Source organism: Mycoplasma aquilae ATCC BAA-1896, assembly GCF_048074525.1.
Lineage (GTDB): Bacteria > Bacillota_I > Bacilli_A > Mycoplasmatales > Metamycoplasmataceae > Mycoplasmopsis > Mycoplasmopsis aquilae.
Window position 1 is genome coordinate 867,460 of the sequence record NZ_CP182208.1, and the last position, 19,352, is coordinate 886,811.

Consider the following 19,352-nt stretch of genomic DNA (forward strand, 5'->3'; position numbering starts at 1 on the left):
TTAATGTTCTTTGGAAACTGAATAGTAATTAAATAATTCATTAAAATGTCTGAATACATTAACTTTTAAACCTATCAATTTATTAGTAATGGTCAGCTGAATGTATTACTACACTTACACTTCCATCCTATCAACCTCGTAGTCTACAAGGAATTTCAAGGGAATACTTATCTCTGAGGAGGCTTCCCACTTAGATGCTTTCAGCGGTTATCCCTTCCGTACTTAGCTACCCAGCTATGCTCCTGGCGGAACAACTGGAACACCAGCGGTACGTCCACTCCGGTCCTCTCGTACTCAAGAGCAGCTCTCATCAATATTCCAACGCCCACATCAGATAGGGACCGAACTGTCTCACGACGTTCTGAACCCAGCTCGCGTACCGCTTTAATTGGCGAACAGCCAAACCCTTGGAACCGACTCCAGCTCCAGGATGCGATGAGCCGACATCGAGGTGCCAAACCTTGCCGTCGATGTGATCTCTTGGGCAAGATAAGCCTGTTATCCCCAGGGTAACTTTTATCCGTTGAGCGACTGCCGTTCCATGACGTACAGCCGGATCACTAAGTCCTGCTTTCGCACCTGCTCGACTTGTAAGTCTCGCAGTCAAGCACACTTCTACCTTTGCGCTCTGCATACGGTTTCTGACCGTATTGAGTGTACCTTTGAACGCCTCCGTTACCTTTTAGGAGGCGACCGCCCCAGTCAAACTACCCACCACGCACTGTCTCCCCACCGGATAACGGTGGCAGGTTAGAAACTCAACATACCAAGGGTGGTATTTCAAGGTCGACTAATCTAGAACTGGCGTCCTAGCCTCAAAGTCTCCCACCTATCCTACACATGTTAGGCCAAGTTTCAATACGAAGTTGTAGTAAAGCTCCATGGGGTCTTTTCGTCTTGATGCGGGTACCCAGCGTTTTCACTGGGACCATAATTTCACCGAGTCCAATGTTGAGACAGTTGAGAGATCATTGCGCCTTTCGTGCAGGTCAGTATTTAGCCGACAAGGAATTTCGCTACGCCAGGACCGTTATAGTTACGGCCGCCGTTCACCCGGGCTTCACTTCAATGCTTCGCATAAGCTAACAAATCCGCTTAACCTTCGGGCACTGGGCAGGCTTCACCCCTATACTTCATCTTACGATTTAGCAGAGAGCTGTGTTTTTGATAAACAGTTGCCCCTCACAATTTACTGTGGCCAACCGAAGTTGGCACCCTTCTCGCGAACTTACGGGGTTAATTTGCAGAGTTCCTTAACATTGGTTTTCTCGCTCGCCTTAGAATACTCATCTTGGGAACGTGTGTCCGTTCTCGGTACAGGCACCTTTTGTTTAATAACGCTTGAAGCTTTTCTTGGAAGTATGAAATCACACAATTTGCCACAAGTGGCTCTACATAATGACTCCCGGTTATAGAATACGCATTTAACTATATTCACCAGTAATCACTTATCCCTAAATCCGATAATAGGTAGTGCTATCCTTCTTCGTCACTCCATCACTTACGCAGGTGGTACAGGAATATTAACCTGTTGTCCATCGGATACGCTTTTCAGCCTCTCCTAGGTCCTGACTAACCCTGGGTGGACGAACCTTCCCAGGAAACCTTTCCCAATAGGCGTTGAGGATTCTCACCTCAAATCGTTACTCATACCGGCATTCTCACTTCTTAACGCTCCACCAGTCCTCACGGTCTGACTTCGCCGCATTAAGAACGCTCCTCTAACGTACTAAATGTACCCGTGGCTTCGGTATCGTGTTTTACTCCCGTTACATTATTGGCGCAAGATCTCTTGACTAGTGAGCTATTACGCACTCTTTAAAGGATGGCTGCTTCAGCCCAACCTCCTAGTTGTTTATGAAATCTCACAACCTTTCTGACTTAACACGATTTTGGGACCCTAGCCGACGATCTGGGTTGTTGCCCTCGCGAGCCGGGACGTTAGCACCCCGGTTCCGACTGCATGATAATACACAATGATATTCGGAGTTTGATTATAGTCAGTACCACTAGACGTGGCCATTCCATATTCAGTGCTCTACCATCAAAGTTTAACATCACACGCTAGCCCTAAAGCTATTTCGAGGAGAACCAGCTATCTCCAAGTTCGATTGGAATTTCTCCGCTATTCACAAGTCATCCGGGCACTTTTCAGCGTACTACGGTTCGGCCCTCCACTTGGGATTAACCAAGCTTCAGCCTGCTCATGAATAGATCACATGGTTTCGGGTATATGTCAACATACTAGTCGCCCTATTAAGACTCGATTTCTCTGCGGCTCCGCTTTTTCTGCTTAACCTCGCATGTTAACATAACTCGCCGGTCCATACTGCAAGATGTACGCCATCACCCATTAACGGGCTCTGACTAATTGTAAGTAAGTGGTTTCAGATTCTATTTCACTCCCTCCCGGGGTTCTTTTCACCTTTCCCTCACGGTACTAGTTCACTATCGGTGTCTGATTAGTATTTAGCCTTACCGGATGGTCCCGGCAGATTCAGACAGGGTTTCACGTGCCCCGCCCTACTCAGGATACTATCAAAAGTCCTTGCCATTTCGCATACGGGAGTATCACCCTCTATGCTTGGTTTTCCCAAACTATTCTGCTATAACAAAGATTTGTAACTTTATGTAGATAGTCCTACAACCCCAGTTTAAAAACTGGTTTGGGCTCTTTCACGTTCGCTCGCCGCTACTGATGAAATCATTTTTATTTTCTTTTCCTGTTGCTACTTAAGATGTTTCAGTTCACAACGTGTCTCGCAAATGGAACTATTTTATTCATTCCATAGCAACTAGACATTACTCTAGTTAGGTTTCCCCATTCGGAAATCCCCGTTTCGTTGCTTATATCCAGCTCCACGAGGCTTATCGCAGGTAATCACGTCCTTCATCGACTTTCAGACCCAAGGCATCCACCACAAACTCTTACTTATTTAAAAGTTGTAACAATATTTTCCTATTGTTGTTGATGTATTCAAAGACATTTTAACGAATTATTATTTCTAATAATTTCTCGGTATCACAAAACAAATTGACTAATTTATTTTTTGATGTCGTTGTTATATTAATATCTTTACTATTCAGTTTTCAAAGAACATTGAGAGAAAGTCCTCTCAAAACTAGATATATCCCATGACAAAATTATTTGTTTTATAAAAAAGGTAATTAAGTAACAATAAATGTTATTTATGTGTACTCCGTAGAAAGGAGGTAATCCATCCCCACGTTCTCGTAGGGATACCTTGTTACGACTTCACCCCAGTCACCAGTCCTGCCTTAGGCAGTTGTCTCCGTAGTTGACTAAACCGACTTCGGGCATTACCAGCTCCCATGGTGTGACGGGCGGTGTGTACAAGACCCGAGAACGTATTCACCGTAGCGTAGCTGATCTACGATTACTAGCGATTCCGACTTCATGTAGTCGAGTTGCAGACTACAATCCGAACTGAGAAAGGTTTTTTGAGATTTGCTCCATGTCGCCATATTGCTTCTCTTTGTACCTTCCATTGTAGCACGTGTGTTGCCCCACTCGTAAGAGGCATGATGATTTGACGTCGTCCCCACCTTCCTCCCAGTTACCCGGGCAGTCTCCTTAGAACATTTAACTAAGAATAAGGGTTGCGCTCGTTGCAGGACTTAACCGAACATCTCACGACACGAGCTGACGACAACCATGCACCATCTGTCATTCTGTTAACCTCCACTATATCTCTATAGCTTTGCAGAAGATGTCAAGAGTGGGTAAGGTTCTACGCGTATCTTCAAATTAAACCACATGCTCCACCGCTTGTGCGGATCCCCGTCAATTCCTTTAAGTTTCACTCTTGCGAGCATACTACTCAGGCGGATGATTTAATGCGTTAGCTGCGCCGATGGTTCCCATCAGCTAATCATCATCGTTTACGGCGTGGACTACCAGGGTATCTAATCCTGTTTGCTCCCCACGCTTTCGTCTCTCAGTGTCAATATGTGCCCAGTTAACTGCCTTCGCCAAGTTGATGTTCTTCCTTATATCTACGCATTTCACCGCTTCACAAGGAATTCCGTTAACCTCTACACAATTCTAGTTAGCCAGTATCCAACGCGATTTGGGGTTGAGCCCCAAGTTTTGACGCCAGACTTAACTAACAACCTACAGACGCTTTACGCCCAATAATTCCGGATAACGCTTGCAACCTATGTATTACCGCGGCTGCTGGCACATAGTTAGCCGTTGCTTTCTGATTTAGTACTGTCAAGATAATAGCATTTCCTCTACTATTTTTTCATCCTAAATAACAGCAGTTTACAACCCGAAGGCCTTCATCCTGCACGCTGTGTCGCTCCATCAGGCTTTCGCCCATTGTGGAAAATTCCCTACTGCTGCCTCCCGTAGGAGTCTGGGCCGTATCTCAGTCCCAGTGTGACGGATCAGTCTCTCAACCCCGTTAAACATCATAGCCTTGGTAAGCCATTACCTTACCAACTAGCTAATGTTCCGCACCCCGATCTTCTAGTGGAGCTTGAGGGCTCCTTTTATATAAGAAACATGCGTTTCTTATAAGTATCCGGTATTAGCGCTAATTTCTCAGCGTTATCCCAATCTAGAAGGTACGTTAAGTACGTGTTACTCACCCATTCGCCGCTAAGTTCCGAAGAACTCCGCTCGACATGCATGTATTAGGCACACAGCCAGCGTTCATCCTGAGCCAGGATCAAACTCTCGAAAAAATTGACTGTCATGTACATTGTATATATCTAGTTTTCAAAGAACTTTTTTGTGTTTGTTTACTTAACAAGCGATATTATTATATAACAGATTTTTAAAATGCAAAATAAAAAAATACCTTTTTTGGTATTTTTTTATTATCGTTCGAACGAATGATTTTTTACTATATCATTCCTTTGTTTTTTAAAGTCTTTAGTGTTTTAGCACTAACTTTAAGAGTCATCTTTTGACCATCAATCATCACTCTTACTTTTTGTAAGTTAGGATTAAATTTTCTCTTTGAAGCATTTAATGCGTGAGAACGTTTGTTTCCTGATTGAGGTCCTTTTCCTGTTAGAACATCTCTTCTTGACATAAATAATCCTTTCTTTAGTTAGCTAATTAAAATCGATTATCGAGATTATTATAAATTAAATTGCATTTATTATAACAAAAAATTCTTTTTTATAAAACTTGTTCGAAAAAATCATCTTCATTTGAGAAATCCACATTATTATCAATTCAGTCTTTTCTGAATTCTGCATTTTCTCCCATTAGTACACTAACTCTTCTTTCGGCTAATGAAGCATCTTCAATAGTGGCTTGAATTAAAGTACGAGTCTTAGGATTCATGGTTGTTTCTCATAATTGATCTGCATTCATTTCTCCCAGCCCTTTATATCTTTGTAATTCATAAGGCTCTTTGATTGTTTCTAGAATATCTTTTAGCTGTTCCTCGTCTCAAGCATATTGAATTTTCTTAGAAGTTTTACCACTCACCTTATATAAAGGGGGAAGGGCGATATAAACATGCCCCTTTTCAATTAATTGTTTCATGAAACGATAGAAGAATGTTAATAGTAAAACTTGAATATGTGCACCATCAGTGTCAGCATCCGTCATTATAATAATCTTATTATATTGAGCTTTTTCTAAATCGAAGTCTTTTCCAAAGCCAGCTCCAATTGTATTAATAATTGTACTAATTTCAATATTCTTTAACACTTCACTAATCTTTTTCTTTTCAGAGTTAATTACTTTTCCTCTTAAAGGCAAGATAGCTTGAAATTTCCGATCACGTCCACTTTTAGCACTACCACCAGCTGAGTCTCCCTCAACAAGGAATAATTCTTTTTCCTCAGAATTTTTAGAAGTTGCTGGAGTTAACTTATCACTTAGAATTAATTTTTCACTTGCAATCTTTTTAGTTTTTCGGCTTTCTTCTCTTAGTTTTCTTTCTTCCATTCTAAGTTCAAAGGCTCTTTTAACTTTATCAAGTACATCTTTTGCAAGAGTTTTATTTTCATTTATTCAGATTTCAAGGTACTTAGAAACAATTTCTTCTACAACATTTTTAGCTTCAGGCGTCCCTAATTTGTCTTTAGTTTGTCCAACAAACTCAAGTAAATTTTCGGGAATTTTAAGTGAAATAATACATGCAAGGCCTTCTCTAATATCATCGCCCTCAAATAGCTTACCATTTTTAATAATTCCTTCACGAATCGCAAACTCGTTAAAAGTTTTGGTAAAGGCTGATTTTAGTCCCATTTCATGTGTTCCGCCATCACGAGTTTTAACATTATTAACGAAACTTAAAATGATTTCATTATATGAATCAGTTCATTGAAAAGCAAAATCTACTTCAATATCTTTTTTGCTATCCTTATATGAAACTGGTGCAGTAATGCTAATTTTTGAATCATTAATAAAGTTTAAGAATGATTCAAGACCTTTTGAATATTCGTATACTTCTTTTTTATTATTTTTACGATCATCTAAAGTAATCTTTAAATTAGAGATTAAAAATGAGCTTTCTTTTAATCTTTCAGAAATCTTATCAAAGCTTAGTTTAGCACGCTTGAAAAATGCATAATCAGGTCAGAAACGAATTGAAGTTCAATTGCTTTTGCTTACTCCGATTTCATGTGTGTGCACTAATATAGTATCTTGTTGAAATATAGTTTCATAAACTTTTTTGTCCCGAGCTACTGTAGCAACTAGTTTAGTTGATAAAGCATTAACTACAGAAGATCCAACTCCATGTAATCCTCCAGAAGTTTTATAAGCTCCTGAATTAAACTTACCACCAGCATGTAATTCTGTAAAAATTAATTCTACTGCTGTACGATTTTGGCCCTTCATTTTATCAACTGGGATTCCGCGTCCATTGTCAATAACTTCCACTGAGTCATCTTCGTGTAAAATAACATCAATATTTGTTGCATATCCTGCTAGTGCCTCATCGATTGCATTATCAACAATTTCTCAAACTAAATGGTGTAAACCATGCACATCAGTTCCTCCAATGTACATTCCTGGTCTTTTTCTAACAGCTTCTAGCCCTTTTAATTGCTGAATACTACTTGCATTATATTCTTGTGTTTTACTCATAAAATTAATTATAAAGCTTTTTTGCTTTATTTTTTATATCATTTCTTACTAATTGTGGACGCCTAACTAAAATATCGATTTCAAAAAATCTAATACATTTAAAGCTTGTTATTATAAAGAAAAATGCCATTTGTCTTTAAAATGGCATAGTAAGTGTATAAAAAATATTTAACTAAATTGTGTCAGAAAAAGTTATTAATGCATCTTCTCCGGTTTTACTAGAAATTTGTTCAATAAAAACATCAGAATTAAGTATAAGTTGATTTTTAAGTTGTTCTAATGCTTCTACTGCTTGAGATAAATCTTTATCTAATTCAATTCAAAAATTAGGTTTTGTGAGTTGATGTGTTAAATCTACTGATGTAACATCATAAATTTTCTTAACTTTATTATCTACTTTTCCATAAAATTTAAAAGCTTCATTGTTTTTAATAACGTCATTTAGTGAAGAAGCTAACTTTTCAACTTTATTTTTTTTCATAAAATATTCTATTGGTGTTGAAGCAAAACCTACACATGCAATAACCATAAATACAATACAATAGATTTGATTATCAGTATATTTATCTAAAGCCTTATTAACAAATTCTACACCAGGTTGGGACTGTTCGTATAAAAAGAATGCAACTGCTCCAATTAATATTAAGAATCCAAATATTGGTCCAATTATAAAATTAGTTAAAAATCATACTTTTTTCTTAAGAATATCAATTACTTTGTATTCGCTTTTTCTTTTAGAGTTAATTTGATTAATTGCATCATCTATGTTATTTATTAATCTTTGTTTTTGTGTTGTTGTTAGTTCCATAAAATAGTTCTCCTCCAAATTGATTCTACAAAAAAAAAAAAAAAAAACAAGTATATAGTGAAAAAAGTATAAAAAAGGCTGGCTAAAGCCAACCTAAATTATTAAATGAATGATAATTAATCTTCATCTTTATCTTGAATCCTGTGTTTCCAAGTTGGAGACACTTTTTTGTATTTTTTATTAAAAATTAATTTTCTATTTATGAAATAAATAGCTCTAATTTCTGATCCAAAAATTTTTATTTTTTATTACATAATTACATAGAAAAGTGATATAATAAGGGCATGGAAAAATGAATAGTCGTAAAAAATAAGAAAAAGATGATTACTACGTAAGTCTTGGAATTTCAGGTGGATATGGTAAAGGTTATAAGAGATCAATAAGTATCGGAAGTTTATCAGTACTTGAAAAGACGCATGAAAATGCATTAGATGTTTTAAAACAAATAGCGAAAACATTGCCTACTGATGCTGATAAAGAGTATATTAAATCTAAAATATCGGAAGCTTTTGAATTAACTAAGGCGGAATTTGGAACTTATAACGTCGGTGTTGAATTACTCTACAAAATAATTAAGGATTTAGAACTTTTTCAAGGGTTAGAAAAAGGAAAAAGAAACAAACAGAAGAAATTTTTGAATTTCTAATTGCAAAAGAATACTAGAACCTGAAAGTATGTTGAGAAGTTTTACTAATAAACATAAGTTTATTAACGAAATTAATGTCAAAAAATCAACTGTTTATAATTTCTTAGATTTTGTAGCTGAAAATAAGCAAAAACTAGTTAAAAATGTGAATAATAAAATTTCAGAATTTACAAACAGAAATGTTAGTCTAGTGTTCATGGATGCCACCACATTATATTTTGAAACATTTGTAAATACAAATGAAGACTTAAAAGAAAAATTCACTCTTAAAAGAGCTGGATATTCAAAAGATGGGAAGTTTAAAGAAGACCAAGTTGTGCTAGGGATGGTTACAGATAGCAATGGAATACCTCTTGATTTTGCACTTTTACCTGGTAATGTTGCTGATCAAAAACTTTAATTCCCACAATAAATGAACTTGGAGAAATTTATAACATAACCAATGTCACAGTTATTGCTGACAAAGGTATGAATCAATATCAAAACAAAATGTGATTAAAAAATAATGGCCTAAATTACATTTTTCCAGTTAGACTTAAAGGTACAAGTAAAAAATTCAAAGAGTATGTTGTAAATGAAACAGATTATAAAGAAATTGATGGTTTACTTTGTAAAGAGGTTGAACAAGTTAATATTGATGCAGAAAATAATGCAATGAAAGTTAGACAAGTAGTGATTTACGATAAATACAAAGCTAAAAGAGATGCAGCACTTGAAACGAAGTTATCGAAAGATTTAATAAAATTAAATCTACTGATGGAACAACCACAGCAAGAAGCATGATATCTTATAAAAAGTATAAATATTTCAAAGAAATACAAGAATCTAAATTCGCCATGGATATGGACAAAGTTAGAGAAGATAAGAAACTCGATGGTTATATAGTTTTTGAAACCACAAGATGAGACTTATCAATTAAAGAAATCTTAGACATTTATAAAAATCAATGAAGAATTGAAAATAACTTTAGAGACTTAAAAACAACTTTAGAAACTAGACCTATGTTTGTCAGAACTGATGAACATGTTCTGGGACATATAACAATTTGCTTTATTGCATTAGTTATTCTTAATTATTTAACATGATTAGTAAATAAAAACCAAGCCCAAAAACTTGGTGTATTAGATAAAATAACATCTCAAGCAAATATTATTAGCAATAAAATCTGCCATGGTTAATTTTAAAAAGGTGGATGGTGTAGTCGTTGAAGAAAAAATGTGAAGTTCTGATGAAATTAAAGAAGAAATCGAACTGTACCATTACATTTTAAACTTAATAAAGTAATTTTTCTATGTAATTTTAAGAACAAAAAACGATACTATAAATAATTTTGTGTAAATTTGTAAAGATAAGTTTTATAATTCTTATGGTATACAAATTATACATAATTTATTAAATGTTTTTAAACCCACAATGTTTGTATTGAGAATTCTTAAAATTGTACTCTTCAAACATTGCAACAAGTATTTTCTCCGCAGCTTCTACTGTGGAGAATTGTTTTTACCCTTTAATTGTCTTTTTATTTGTGAATTTAATGCTTCTATTAAGTTAGTCGTATATATTGATTTTGATACTATAAATAATTTTGTGTAAATTTGTAAAGATAAGTTTTATAATTCTTATGGTATACAAATTATACATAATTTATTAAATGTTTTTAAACCCACAATGTTTGTATTGAGAATTCTTAAAATTGTACTCTTCAAACATTGCAACAAGTATTTTCTCCGTAGCTTCTACTGTGGAGAATTGTTTTTACCCTTTAATTGTCTTTTTATTTGTGAATTTAATGCTTCTATTAAGTTAGTCGTATATATTGATTTTCGTATTGCATAAGGAAAAGAATAGAACGCAAATAAATCATCCGCAATTTTAAGGAGTCCTCTTGTAATGTTTGGGTATTTCTTGTTTCACTTATTTAAAAATGAATTGAATTTTTGAATAGCTTGTTCTTCATCGGTTTGATTGTAAATTAATTTTAAGTCTTGGATAATTTCAAAATTATCTGATGGTTTCACTTTTGTAGATATATTACGAGATATATGCGTTCAACATCTTTGAAATTTAGTAGATGGAAAGTTTTTGAAGATTACATCTTTAATTCCGGCTAATCCATCAGTAACAAAAAGTTCGACGTTCTCAACACCACGATTCTTTATATCTTGAAGTATTTCATCTCAGTTGTTTGCGCTTTCATTAGGATTAATATCAAAAGCTAGTACCTCTTTATTTCCTTCAAGGCTTATACCGAGTGCTATATAAACAGCTTCTTTGCTATATGTACCACGTTTAATGCTCAAAAATGTTGCATCCAAGTAGACAACTTTATATTCTTTTTAAGTTGTCTTTTCTTAAATTCTTCAACATTTACCAAAAATTTATCAGTTATATTTGTTATAGATTGTTTAGATAACTGCTTTCCAAATAAATCAGTTGTGACATCGATAATATCTGAATAATCCATTCCCTTTTTAAATAAAATTTTGACTAATTTTGTCACTTCTTCTTGTGTTCTTTGATATTTTTAATTAGTTTATTATTGAAATCCCCATTTCTATCTCTAGGAATATTTAGTTCAATTTCTCCGATTTCTAATAATAATTTTCTTGTGTAGTACCCATTTCTATAATTATCAGTATCTGCTCTTTTGTATTTCTCGTATTTAAGAAATTCAGTTAATCCATCTTTTAATAGTTCGTTTAATATATGTTGAATATCGTTTTTGTATTGTTCAAGCATTAGTTTCATAAAGTCATCAATACTATTTATACTTTTAGAAAAGTTTTTAATAAAATCTTGGTTTAATAGTTTAAAATTATTCATAGATAAGTTCCTTTCTTGTTCAAAAAAATTATAAGGTAACTTATCTTTTCTTTTTACCCTTTTTTGGGTAATTTTAAATTTACACAAGATTTTGGATAGTATCAAAAAAACGAATAGCTCTATATTACGGGGCTATTCGTTTTTTACTCCTTATCAACTTGGAAACACAGGATATAGTGAAAAAAGTATAAAAAAGGCTGGCTAAAGCCAACCTAAATTATTAAATGAATGATAATTAATCTTCATCTTTATCTTGAATGTTTCTACGTTTGATGATTTCATCAGCGATTGATTTAGGACATTTTTCGTAGTGATCGAATTGCATTTGGTATGTTCCACGACCACTTGTCATAGATCTAAGTTCTGTTGAGTATCCAAACATTTCTGAAAGTGGAACCATAGCTTTAACAATAACAGCTCCATCGTTTCTTTGTTCTTGGTCGTTAACAAGTCCTCTACGACGTGATAAGTCACCAATTACATCCCCCATGTGGTCTGCAGGAACAACTACTGCAACATCCATGATAGGTTCTAGTAACACTGTACCAATTTTGTCTTTAGCTTTTGTAAGTGCTTTAGAAGCAGCAATTTTGTAAGCCATTTCAGAAGAGTCGACATCGTGGTATGATCCATCAAATAATGTAGCTTTAATGTCGATCATTGGGTAACCTGCTAAAATACCAGCAGCCATTTTTTCTTCAAGTCCTTTTTGGATTGATTTAATGTATTCTTTAGGAATTTTACCACCAACGATTTTGTCAACAAATTCGAATCCACCATCTGGGTTTGGTTCAAATTTAATTCATACGTGTCCGTATTGTCCTTTACCACCAGATTGTTTGATGTGTTTTCCTTCAACTTCAGCTGGAATTGTAATTGTTTCACGATATGAAACTTGAGGTGCTCCGACTTTAGCTTTAACACCGAATTCACGTTTTAGACGATCAACAATGATGTCAAGGTGTAATTCACCCATACCAGCAATAATTGTTTGTCCTGTTTCTTCGTCTGTGTATGTTCTAAATGTAGGGTCTTCTGCAGCTAATTTTTGAAGTCCTAATGAAAGTTTTTCTGTAGCAGCTTTTGATTCTGGTTCAAGAGCTTGTGAGATAACTGGTTCTGGGAAAACCATTTTTTCTAGAACGATTTTTGGTGATTTTTCATCGATTAAAGTATCACCTGTTGTTGTGTATTTAAGTCCAACAGCAGCAGCAATATCTCCTGCACGACATTCATCGATTTCAACACGGTTGTTTGCGTGCATTTGTAAGATACGTCCGATACGTTCTTTTTGTTCTTTAGTTGAGTTGTATACGTAGCTTCCTTTTTCTAGAACTCCACGGTAAACTCTGAAGAATGTTAATGATCCAACATATGGGTCAGTCATAACTTTGAATGCTAAACCAGCGAAGTATCCATCATCTGTAGCTTCAACGTGAACTGTGTGTTCTCCATCGTAAGCTGGGATAGCTGGAACATCAAGTGGTGATGGTAAGTAGTCAACTACAGCATCAATCATTCTCTTAACACCTTTGTTTTTGAATGATGTACCACATACTACTGGGAAGAATTCTGATGTTAATGTAGCTTTTCTGATAGCTTTCTTGAAGTCTTCAACTGTAACGTCTCCACCTTCTAAAACAACCATCATCATGTCTTCGTCAAAGTTAGCAACAGCTTCTAATAATTCTTGACGTTTTTCTTTAACGATGTCAACTAAGTGAGCTGGGATTTCTGTTGGGAATTCTTCTTCTTGAGCTTCACCGTTGTATTTAATAGCTTCTAAAGTAACTAAGTCAATAATTCCTTCGAAGTCAGATTCTGCACCAATAGGTCATTGGATAGCAACTGCATTTCCACCTAAACGATGTTTAACTGAAGCAACTGAAGCAGCAAAGTCTGCACCAGCTTTATCCATTTTGTTAACGTAAACGATACGTGGAACTTTGTAGTTTGTAGCTTGTCTTCAAACTGTTTCTGTTTGTGGTTCAACACCTGATTGGGCATCAAGTACAGCTACAGCACCATCTAATACACGAAGTGAACGTTCAACTTCAACTGTAAAGTCAACGTGCCCTGGAGTATCGATAATGTTAATTCTTTTTCCTTTTCAGAAAGCTGTTGTAGCAGCTGATGTAATTGTAATTCCACGTTCTTGTTCTTGAGCCATTCAGTCCATTTGTGAAGCACCATCGTGTGTTTCACCAATTTTGTGAATTTTTCCTGTGTGGAATAAAATTCTTTCTGTAGTTGTTGTTTTACCTGCATCAATGTGGGCCATAATACCGATGTTACGGTAATCTTTTAATTCATATTCTCTAGCCATATATTCCTATAAAACTATCATCTGAAATGAGCGAAAGCACGGTTAGCTTCTGCCATTTTATGTGTGTCTTCACGTTTCTTGATAGCTCCACCTGTTTTGTTTGATGCGTCAATGATTTCGTTAGCTAAACGAACATCCATTGTTTTTTCGTTTCTTAATCTAGAGTATTGCACTAATCATCTAAGTGCTAATGTTTGTTTTCTACGTGGAGAAACTTCTGTAGGAACTTGGTAGTTTGTTCCACCAATTCTTCTTGTTCTAATTTCTAATTGTGGAGTAATGTTTTCCACAGCTTCTAAGAAAACTTCCATTGGTTCTCTATTTGTTTTTTCTTTGATAATGTTAAATGCTGAATATAAAATATCTTGAGCAATTGATTTCTTTCCGTCAAGCATAATTTGGTTAATTAATTTTGTAACGATTACAGAATTAAAAACTGGATCTGCAAGTACTTCACGGATAGGTGCACTTTTCTTTCTTGACATAATTGTCCTCCTAATTTTTTAATGTGTTTTATGTTATTAATTCAATAAAATTATGCTTTTATTATTTAGCTTTTTTAGCTCCGTATAGACTACGTCCTTGGTTACGTTTTGCTACACCAGCAGCATCTTGTGTTCCACGAACGATGTGGTATCTAACCCCAGGTAAGTCTTTAACACGACCTCCACGGATTAAAACAACAGAGTGTTCTTGTAAGTTGTGTCCTTCACCAGGAATGTAAGCTGTAACTTCCATTCCGTTTGATAACTTAACACGAGCGTATTTACGTAAAGCTGAGTTAGGTTTTTTAGGTGTCATTGTTGCAACACGAGTACATACACCACGTTTAAATGGTGAAGCCATTTTTTTAGCTTTTTTGATTAATGAGTTGTAGCTTAAGCTTAATGCAGGAGCATTTTGCTTTCTTGTTTTTGAGCTACGACCATTTGTAACTAATTGATTAGTTGTTGGCATTTTTTGCTTCCTTTCGTTTATTTTATGTTTGTAATAAAAATAAGATTAATTCTAATAAAAATTTTAGGCTATCTAAAATAGCAAAACTATTATATAACAACTTAGCCGAGTGTGTCAAACTTTTTTATTTTTTTTATTCCTATTTTTAGGGATACTTTACTAAAAGTACCTTTTAATTTCTCGAAATAAACTAAATTAAATTGCTTTATTTTTCATTTTTCTTCTAAAGGTTAAGAATCATGTATCATTTATTAACTAGACTAATAAATAGGCATACTATAAGGAGGTTTGATGTCAAAAACTAAGACTATATTTTGCTACTGGATGCCTATATGAATTCAATTTTTAATAGGCTTATTACTATGTATTGATACAACTAGCTTAATTTTGTATTTAACTAAGCATCAAATAGCTTTCAAATATCTAACTATAGTATTTTCTATTTTATTAGGCTTATTTCTAATTTTTTATATTATAAATTGAGTAAGTTATCCCAAAACAGCTTTAAGAATTAATGCAACTCATTATGATTGAAATCGAGAGAAACTTTATTTTGCTCATCCATTTTATAAAGCCACATGTTCTATTTTGTTATGTCAAAACGCTTATAAGGAAAATAACAATTCCAATTTAACTGAGTCAGAAATATTCAAGCCTACAGATGAAAATGAAATAAATCGCTACTTTAAATATAAAGATTATATTAACTCTAAAAAAATTAATCATCTAATGCTTTTTATGCCTCTAGTTATGGGACTTTTATTAGGAATGATTTTATCTTTTATAACAGTACTGATTGATACAGTATCATATTCATGACTCCCATTACTAGTCCTATTATAGCTGTTGCATTATTATGTTTTTTATTTATGATGGTGTTTATAATAATTTATTCTAAAAGTACAATATCTCAATGATTTTTAGAAATAAGTTTAAATAGAATACATGATACTGACATAGCTTGAAAGGTTGAATGCTATTTTATCTCTCCCGATAGATCTAAAAAGTATTTGCAAACAATCGCAAGCAAAGAATTTAAAGAATTCAAAAAATTTATTTAGCAAGCATGCTAAAAATAAATACCTAAATAGCTATTTCTTATATCTTAAAAATAGGAACCGTGAAAATTAAGTATGTAGCGTACCTGCTACTTCAATAGTATTATACTACTTTCGCATTTTTTTTAATATTTTTTCTATTTTTTTCACTTTTTCCAGTTTTTTTTCAATCGAATTTTTTCATAGAAAAAACTACACGCGTGCGTATGCGCGCCCTTTTAAGGCAAGATAAGCACTGCATCAAACCACTTACCGTGGTGCAGTTTTTTATCTTGTAAATTACGTAGTAATTTAATTTAAGCATTTTTTATGTGTTAAATCTGCATCAGCAAATTAAAATCTGATGCAAATCTGCATCACTTTGACAAAAAATAGAAAACATATTACATAGTAATATGAATTTTTCAATTTTGTGCATCAAATCTGCATCACCACATTTTTGCTAATAAAATAATGTACAGTATCCAGACTTCAGATTTCCGTACATTATTTTTAATTTTATAGCTTCATAACTATATAAAGCCTGTGCTTTTTGAATGTGTTTTTTGCATTTAGCATATACAAAATGTTCAGTAAAACAAGAACGTTTTATTCTTTTTCCTTCTTTATTTCATATCCCCTTTTTGTTATTATCGATATATTTAATAAATGCTCTAATGTGTGCTTTCAGCTCATTATTTTCGTATTTAAGCTCATCAAATTCAGCCATAAAAATATTCATCAAACTATCACAATCTTGTAAAGTTTTGTATTCAAAAACATACTCGAATAAATCATATCATCGAGCATTAAAAGTTTTTGAATATCAATTTTTAAAGAAATTTTTATATGGATTATTACTATGTTTAGAATATCCTATAGCCTTTCTTGTAACAAATTTTAAGTGAAATAAATCTAAAATGTAATTAGCTTGTATATTATTAGCGATTGTTTTTATTCAATTTGCACCATCCGCTTTTAGATATAATTTTGTCCCTTTGCTTGTAAATTCATTAATGCTGTTTAATATATGATTTTCAAAATCATTAATTTTTTTACCACTAGTTTTTGAATTTTCATCTCCTAAAAGCATTAGCATCACTACACCATTTTTACCTATTGTATTATCTTGCTTAGAGTGAATAACAGCTTGTCTAAAACAATGCTTTTTTGAACTTATTTTAGAGTTTACACCATTATATGTATCATCTATTTCAATATCAATATCAGAGTTACAATCATTTAGCTTTTTTGATTTTATTTCATCAATTAATCTATTATTTTCTTCTTCTATATTTTTATCAATCCCGAGTAGTTTTATTCAATATTTAATATGATTAGCTGATATTCTTTTTCCATTAATGGACCCAATATTTTCACCATTCAGATACTTATAGCATAAATCATTCATTAACTCATAATCATATTTATATTTCATTATCTGTTTCATAATATCATCGTGATAATATGTAAATCTCTTTACTTTTCCATTTATTCTAGTTTCGTACATAGTAATATTTAATAAAAATGTACCGTACTTTGTAATAAATTTCTTTTGTTTTCTACGACATATATTTCACGTTGGGAATTTATCTTTTCTTATCTTTTCTCTGAATTCTTTTTCTTTATTATTTAATGTATCAACAAATTGCTGCATTTGCAATTGTGCAATATTAATTAGTTTTTTCATTATTTAATTATAAAAAAAGTCAAAAAAATACAGCGAATAATCAGCTGTTCATAAATATATTAGCAATATTATAACACATAAAATTAAGTTATAGCTAAAAATATTTTTATATTTTGGTTTTTATTACTCCATCATTATCTTCTATAATTTCTTCATCATTATTTAAAGTTTCGCCATCTTCTATTAATGTATCGTTATTTAGTAATTCATCTGTTTTAGAAGTTTCTTTTTCTTTGCTTATATTATTAAGCACAATAAAAGTAAATTCATCTATATTCACAAATTCTAATGAGGTCATATCATCATTTATTTTTAATAAAGGTAAAGGATATTTTGTAATATCTTTACTAATTATTACTTTAAATTGAGGTATCAACTTACCATATTGTGTTCTAATTCCATTTTGCTTAATATCATTATCAATGATATCGTATAGTTCACCAATTTCATATACATTATTATTTTCTTTATAGTTTTTAAACATATCATTTTCACCACTATTCTTTAAAATATATTTACCTAAATTATAAAGTAGTGTGTTTTTATACAATTCATATGCTTTTTCATCATTAATTTTGTATGTATTTCTCTGTTTAATCATTTTCGAGTAGGCTTTTAAGTCATTATCAAAATCAATTTCTTGAATTGTAGCTTTTTGATTATTTATATTTAAAAATATATTTGATATTATCTCAAGCTGTTTTTCACTTTTTAAATCATTTAATGTATAAAATTGTTTTTCTCTATAAATTTTATGAAACTTATCACTATCCATTATTTGAATATTAGCTGTATCAACTCAAGAATTCTTAGATAACTTATCATTTAAATCATCATCTTTAGTTATCTCAACTTCAAAAGGCAATTTTTTTGATGCATCTTTTGCTCCTCTTATAGGTAAGTAATAAGTTTTATTATTTATTTCAAATATAATTAGTGGTCTATTATTATACCCGGTGAAATGAGACAAAATTGATTTACCTTCATCATCAAAAATGATTGTTTCATTTGCTTTAGTATATGCATTAGTTTTTTTATCTCTAATTATCTTTAATTCTTCCATTCTTCCTCCATATTAAATTATATTAATTTTTTAAGCGAATGGAATTGTCCCAAAAACCTTTATTAATTAGATGATAAAAAAATCTACTTTTTCAAGTAGATTTATTAGTAACAGGCCTATGAACAAACCACTATTTAGACAACTCAAGCCTGAATGTCTTTATCTAAATTGTATCCGTTTGCGCTAGTGTTCCACCGCGGTGTACAATAGGCTTATCTTAATGCTTCCTCGTGGTGCATCTTCATTAAGATGTTACACCCGTACCCGTTTAATATCGTAATCAACAATGATTACATTAATATTTTAACATAGTTTTTTCTTTAGTCAAGTATTTTTTATATTATGAAATATTATTTTATATTATGTTGTAAATTTATTTTATTGCTTGAAAATAGAGAATTTTTATATTATTTATCATATTTTATATTATATTAGATTATAAGGTAATATAAAAAAATCTGCAAGTGCAGATTTTAGTTAAGTCGAGAGCTTTTGATAAACCACTATATAGACAGCCACTCTCTGCCTCCTTATCCATATTGTATTCGTTTACCCAAGTGCGCCACCGCGGTGTACAATAGGCTTATCTTAATGCTTCCTCGTGGTGCATCTTCATTAAGATGTTACACCCGTACCCGTTTAATATCGTAATCAACAATGATTACATTAATATTTTAACATAGTTTTTTCTTTAGTCAAGTATTTTTTATATTATGAAATATTATTTTATATTATGATTTAAAATTATTTTAGAACTAAAAAATAGAGCATTTTAATATTGTTTATCATATTTTATATTATGTTAGATTATAAGGTAATATAAAAAACCACTAATTAAAGTGGATTTTTTATCATATGTGTACACCTATTGATAAATCACTATTTAGTTAGCCAGTCTACATATCCTTTACTAAATTGTAT

At 32.7% G+C, this 19,352-nt stretch carries 13 protein-coding genes, 2 rRNA genes and 1 pseudogene; 5 read left to right on the forward strand and 11 right to left on the reverse strand.

Annotated elements, in window-relative coordinates; genetic code table 4:
- Positions 1 to 61 precede the first annotated feature (61 nt).
- The 5 genes from ACM0IS_RS03665 to ACM0IS_RS03685 form a co-directional block, all read right to left on the reverse strand.
- A 23S ribosomal RNA gene (locus tag ACM0IS_RS03665) occupies positions 62 to 2,942 on the reverse strand.
- 264 nt (positions 2,943 to 3,206) lie between these two features.
- Positions 3,207 to 4,713, reverse strand: a 16S ribosomal RNA gene (locus tag ACM0IS_RS03670).
- Together the 16S and 23S rRNA genes form the textbook arrangement of a ribosomal RNA operon.
- A 161-nt stretch (positions 4,714 to 4,874) precedes the next feature.
- Positions 4,875 to 5,066 (reverse strand): 50S ribosomal protein L28, encoded by a 192-nt coding sequence (gene rpmB / locus ACM0IS_RS03675; protein WP_416738512.1) that lies wholly within the window; start codon positions 5,064 to 5,066, stop codon positions 4,875 to 4,877.
- An 89-nt stretch (positions 5,067 to 5,155) separates the two neighbouring features.
- The gene (parE, locus tag ACM0IS_RS03680; RefSeq protein WP_416756153.1) at positions 5,156 to 7,081 is read right to left on the reverse strand and encodes a DNA topoisomerase IV subunit B; all 1,926 of its coding nucleotides are present in this window, start codon (positions 7,079 to 7,081) and stop codon (positions 5,156 to 5,158) included.
- 172 nt (positions 7,082 to 7,253) lie between these two features.
- Positions 7,254 to 7,889, reverse strand: coding sequence for a hypothetical protein (locus ACM0IS_RS03685; protein WP_416756154.1), 636 nt, complete (start codon positions 7,887 to 7,889; stop codon positions 7,254 to 7,256).
- 457 nt (positions 7,890 to 8,346) lie between these two features.
- On the opposite strand from ACM0IS_RS03685, the gene ACM0IS_RS03690 reads away from it, so the two are divergent.
- The 4 genes from ACM0IS_RS03690 (at position 8,347) to ACM0IS_RS03705 (ending at position 9,713) form a co-directional block, all read left to right on the forward strand.
- Entirely contained in the window at positions 8,347 to 8,535 is a 189-nt protein-coding gene (locus ACM0IS_RS03690; RefSeq protein ID WP_416756155.1) for a hypothetical protein, read from the forward strand.
- Positions 8,536 to 8,563: 28 nt separating this feature from the next.
- Entirely contained in the window at positions 8,564 to 8,935 is a 372-nt protein-coding gene (locus tag ACM0IS_RS03695) for a hypothetical protein (RefSeq protein ID WP_416756156.1), read from the forward strand.
- A gap of 68 nt (positions 8,936 to 9,003) precedes the next feature.
- Positions 9,004 to 9,420, forward strand: coding sequence for a hypothetical protein (locus ACM0IS_RS03700; protein ID WP_416756157.1), 417 nt, complete (start codon positions 9,004 to 9,006; stop codon positions 9,418 to 9,420).
- The gene (locus ACM0IS_RS03705) at positions 9,378 to 9,713 is read left to right on the forward strand and encodes a transposase (protein WP_416756158.1); all 336 of its coding nucleotides are present in this window, start codon (positions 9,378 to 9,380) and stop codon (positions 9,711 to 9,713) included. The genes ACM0IS_RS03700 and ACM0IS_RS03705 overlap by 43 nt, the downstream gene beginning before the upstream one ends.
- Positions 9,714 to 10,271: 558 nt before the next feature.
- Here ACM0IS_RS03705 and ACM0IS_RS03710 read toward each other — a convergent pair.
- The 4 genes and pseudogenes from ACM0IS_RS03710 to rpsL all read right to left on the reverse strand — a co-directional run bounded on the left by ACM0IS_RS03710 (position 10,272) and on the right by rpsL (position 14,641).
- A pseudogene (locus ACM0IS_RS03710) lies at positions 10,272 to 11,358 on the reverse strand (IS256 family transposase).
- Between the two features lie 235 nt (positions 11,359 to 11,593).
- The gene (fusA, locus tag ACM0IS_RS03715) at positions 11,594 to 13,684 is read right to left on the reverse strand and encodes an elongation factor G (RefSeq protein ID WP_416756159.1); all 2,091 of its coding nucleotides are present in this window, start codon (positions 13,682 to 13,684) and stop codon (positions 11,594 to 11,596) included.
- Between the two features lie 14 nt (positions 13,685 to 13,698).
- On the reverse strand, positions 13,699 to 14,169 hold the full coding sequence (gene rpsG, locus ACM0IS_RS03720; protein WP_305938017.1) for a 30S ribosomal protein S7: 471 nt from the start codon (positions 14,167 to 14,169) through the stop codon (positions 13,699 to 13,701).
- A 61-nt stretch (positions 14,170 to 14,230) separates the two neighbouring features.
- Entirely contained in the window at positions 14,231 to 14,641 is a 411-nt protein-coding gene (rpsL, locus tag ACM0IS_RS03725; protein WP_078747258.1) for a 30S ribosomal protein S12, read from the reverse strand.
- Positions 14,642 to 14,932: 291 nt separating this feature from the next.
- Here rpsL and ACM0IS_RS03730 point away from each other — a divergent pair, with 291 nt between their 5' ends.
- The gene (locus ACM0IS_RS03730; RefSeq protein ID WP_416756162.1) at positions 14,933 to 15,484 is read left to right on the forward strand and encodes a hypothetical protein; all 552 of its coding nucleotides are present in this window, start codon (positions 14,933 to 14,935) and stop codon (positions 15,482 to 15,484) included.
- A 657-nt stretch (positions 15,485 to 16,141) separates the two neighbouring features.
- Here the strand turns inward: ACM0IS_RS03730 and ACM0IS_RS03735 are convergent.
- Both ACM0IS_RS03735 and ACM0IS_RS03740 read right to left on the reverse strand, forming a co-directional pair.
- A complete protein-coding gene (locus ACM0IS_RS03735) occupies positions 16,142 to 17,368 on the reverse strand; it encodes an Mbov_0401 family ICE element transposase-like protein (RefSeq protein ID WP_416756163.1) in 1,227 nt (408 codons plus the stop codon).
- Between the two features lie 106 nt (positions 17,369 to 17,474).
- Positions 17,475 to 18,431 carry an Mbov_0400 family ICE element protein gene (locus ACM0IS_RS03740; protein WP_416756165.1) on the reverse strand — a complete coding sequence of 319 codons (957 nt, stop codon included), beginning with the start codon at positions 18,429 to 18,431 and terminating at the stop codon, positions 17,475 to 17,477.
- Positions 18,432 to 19,352: the final 921 nt, after the last annotated feature.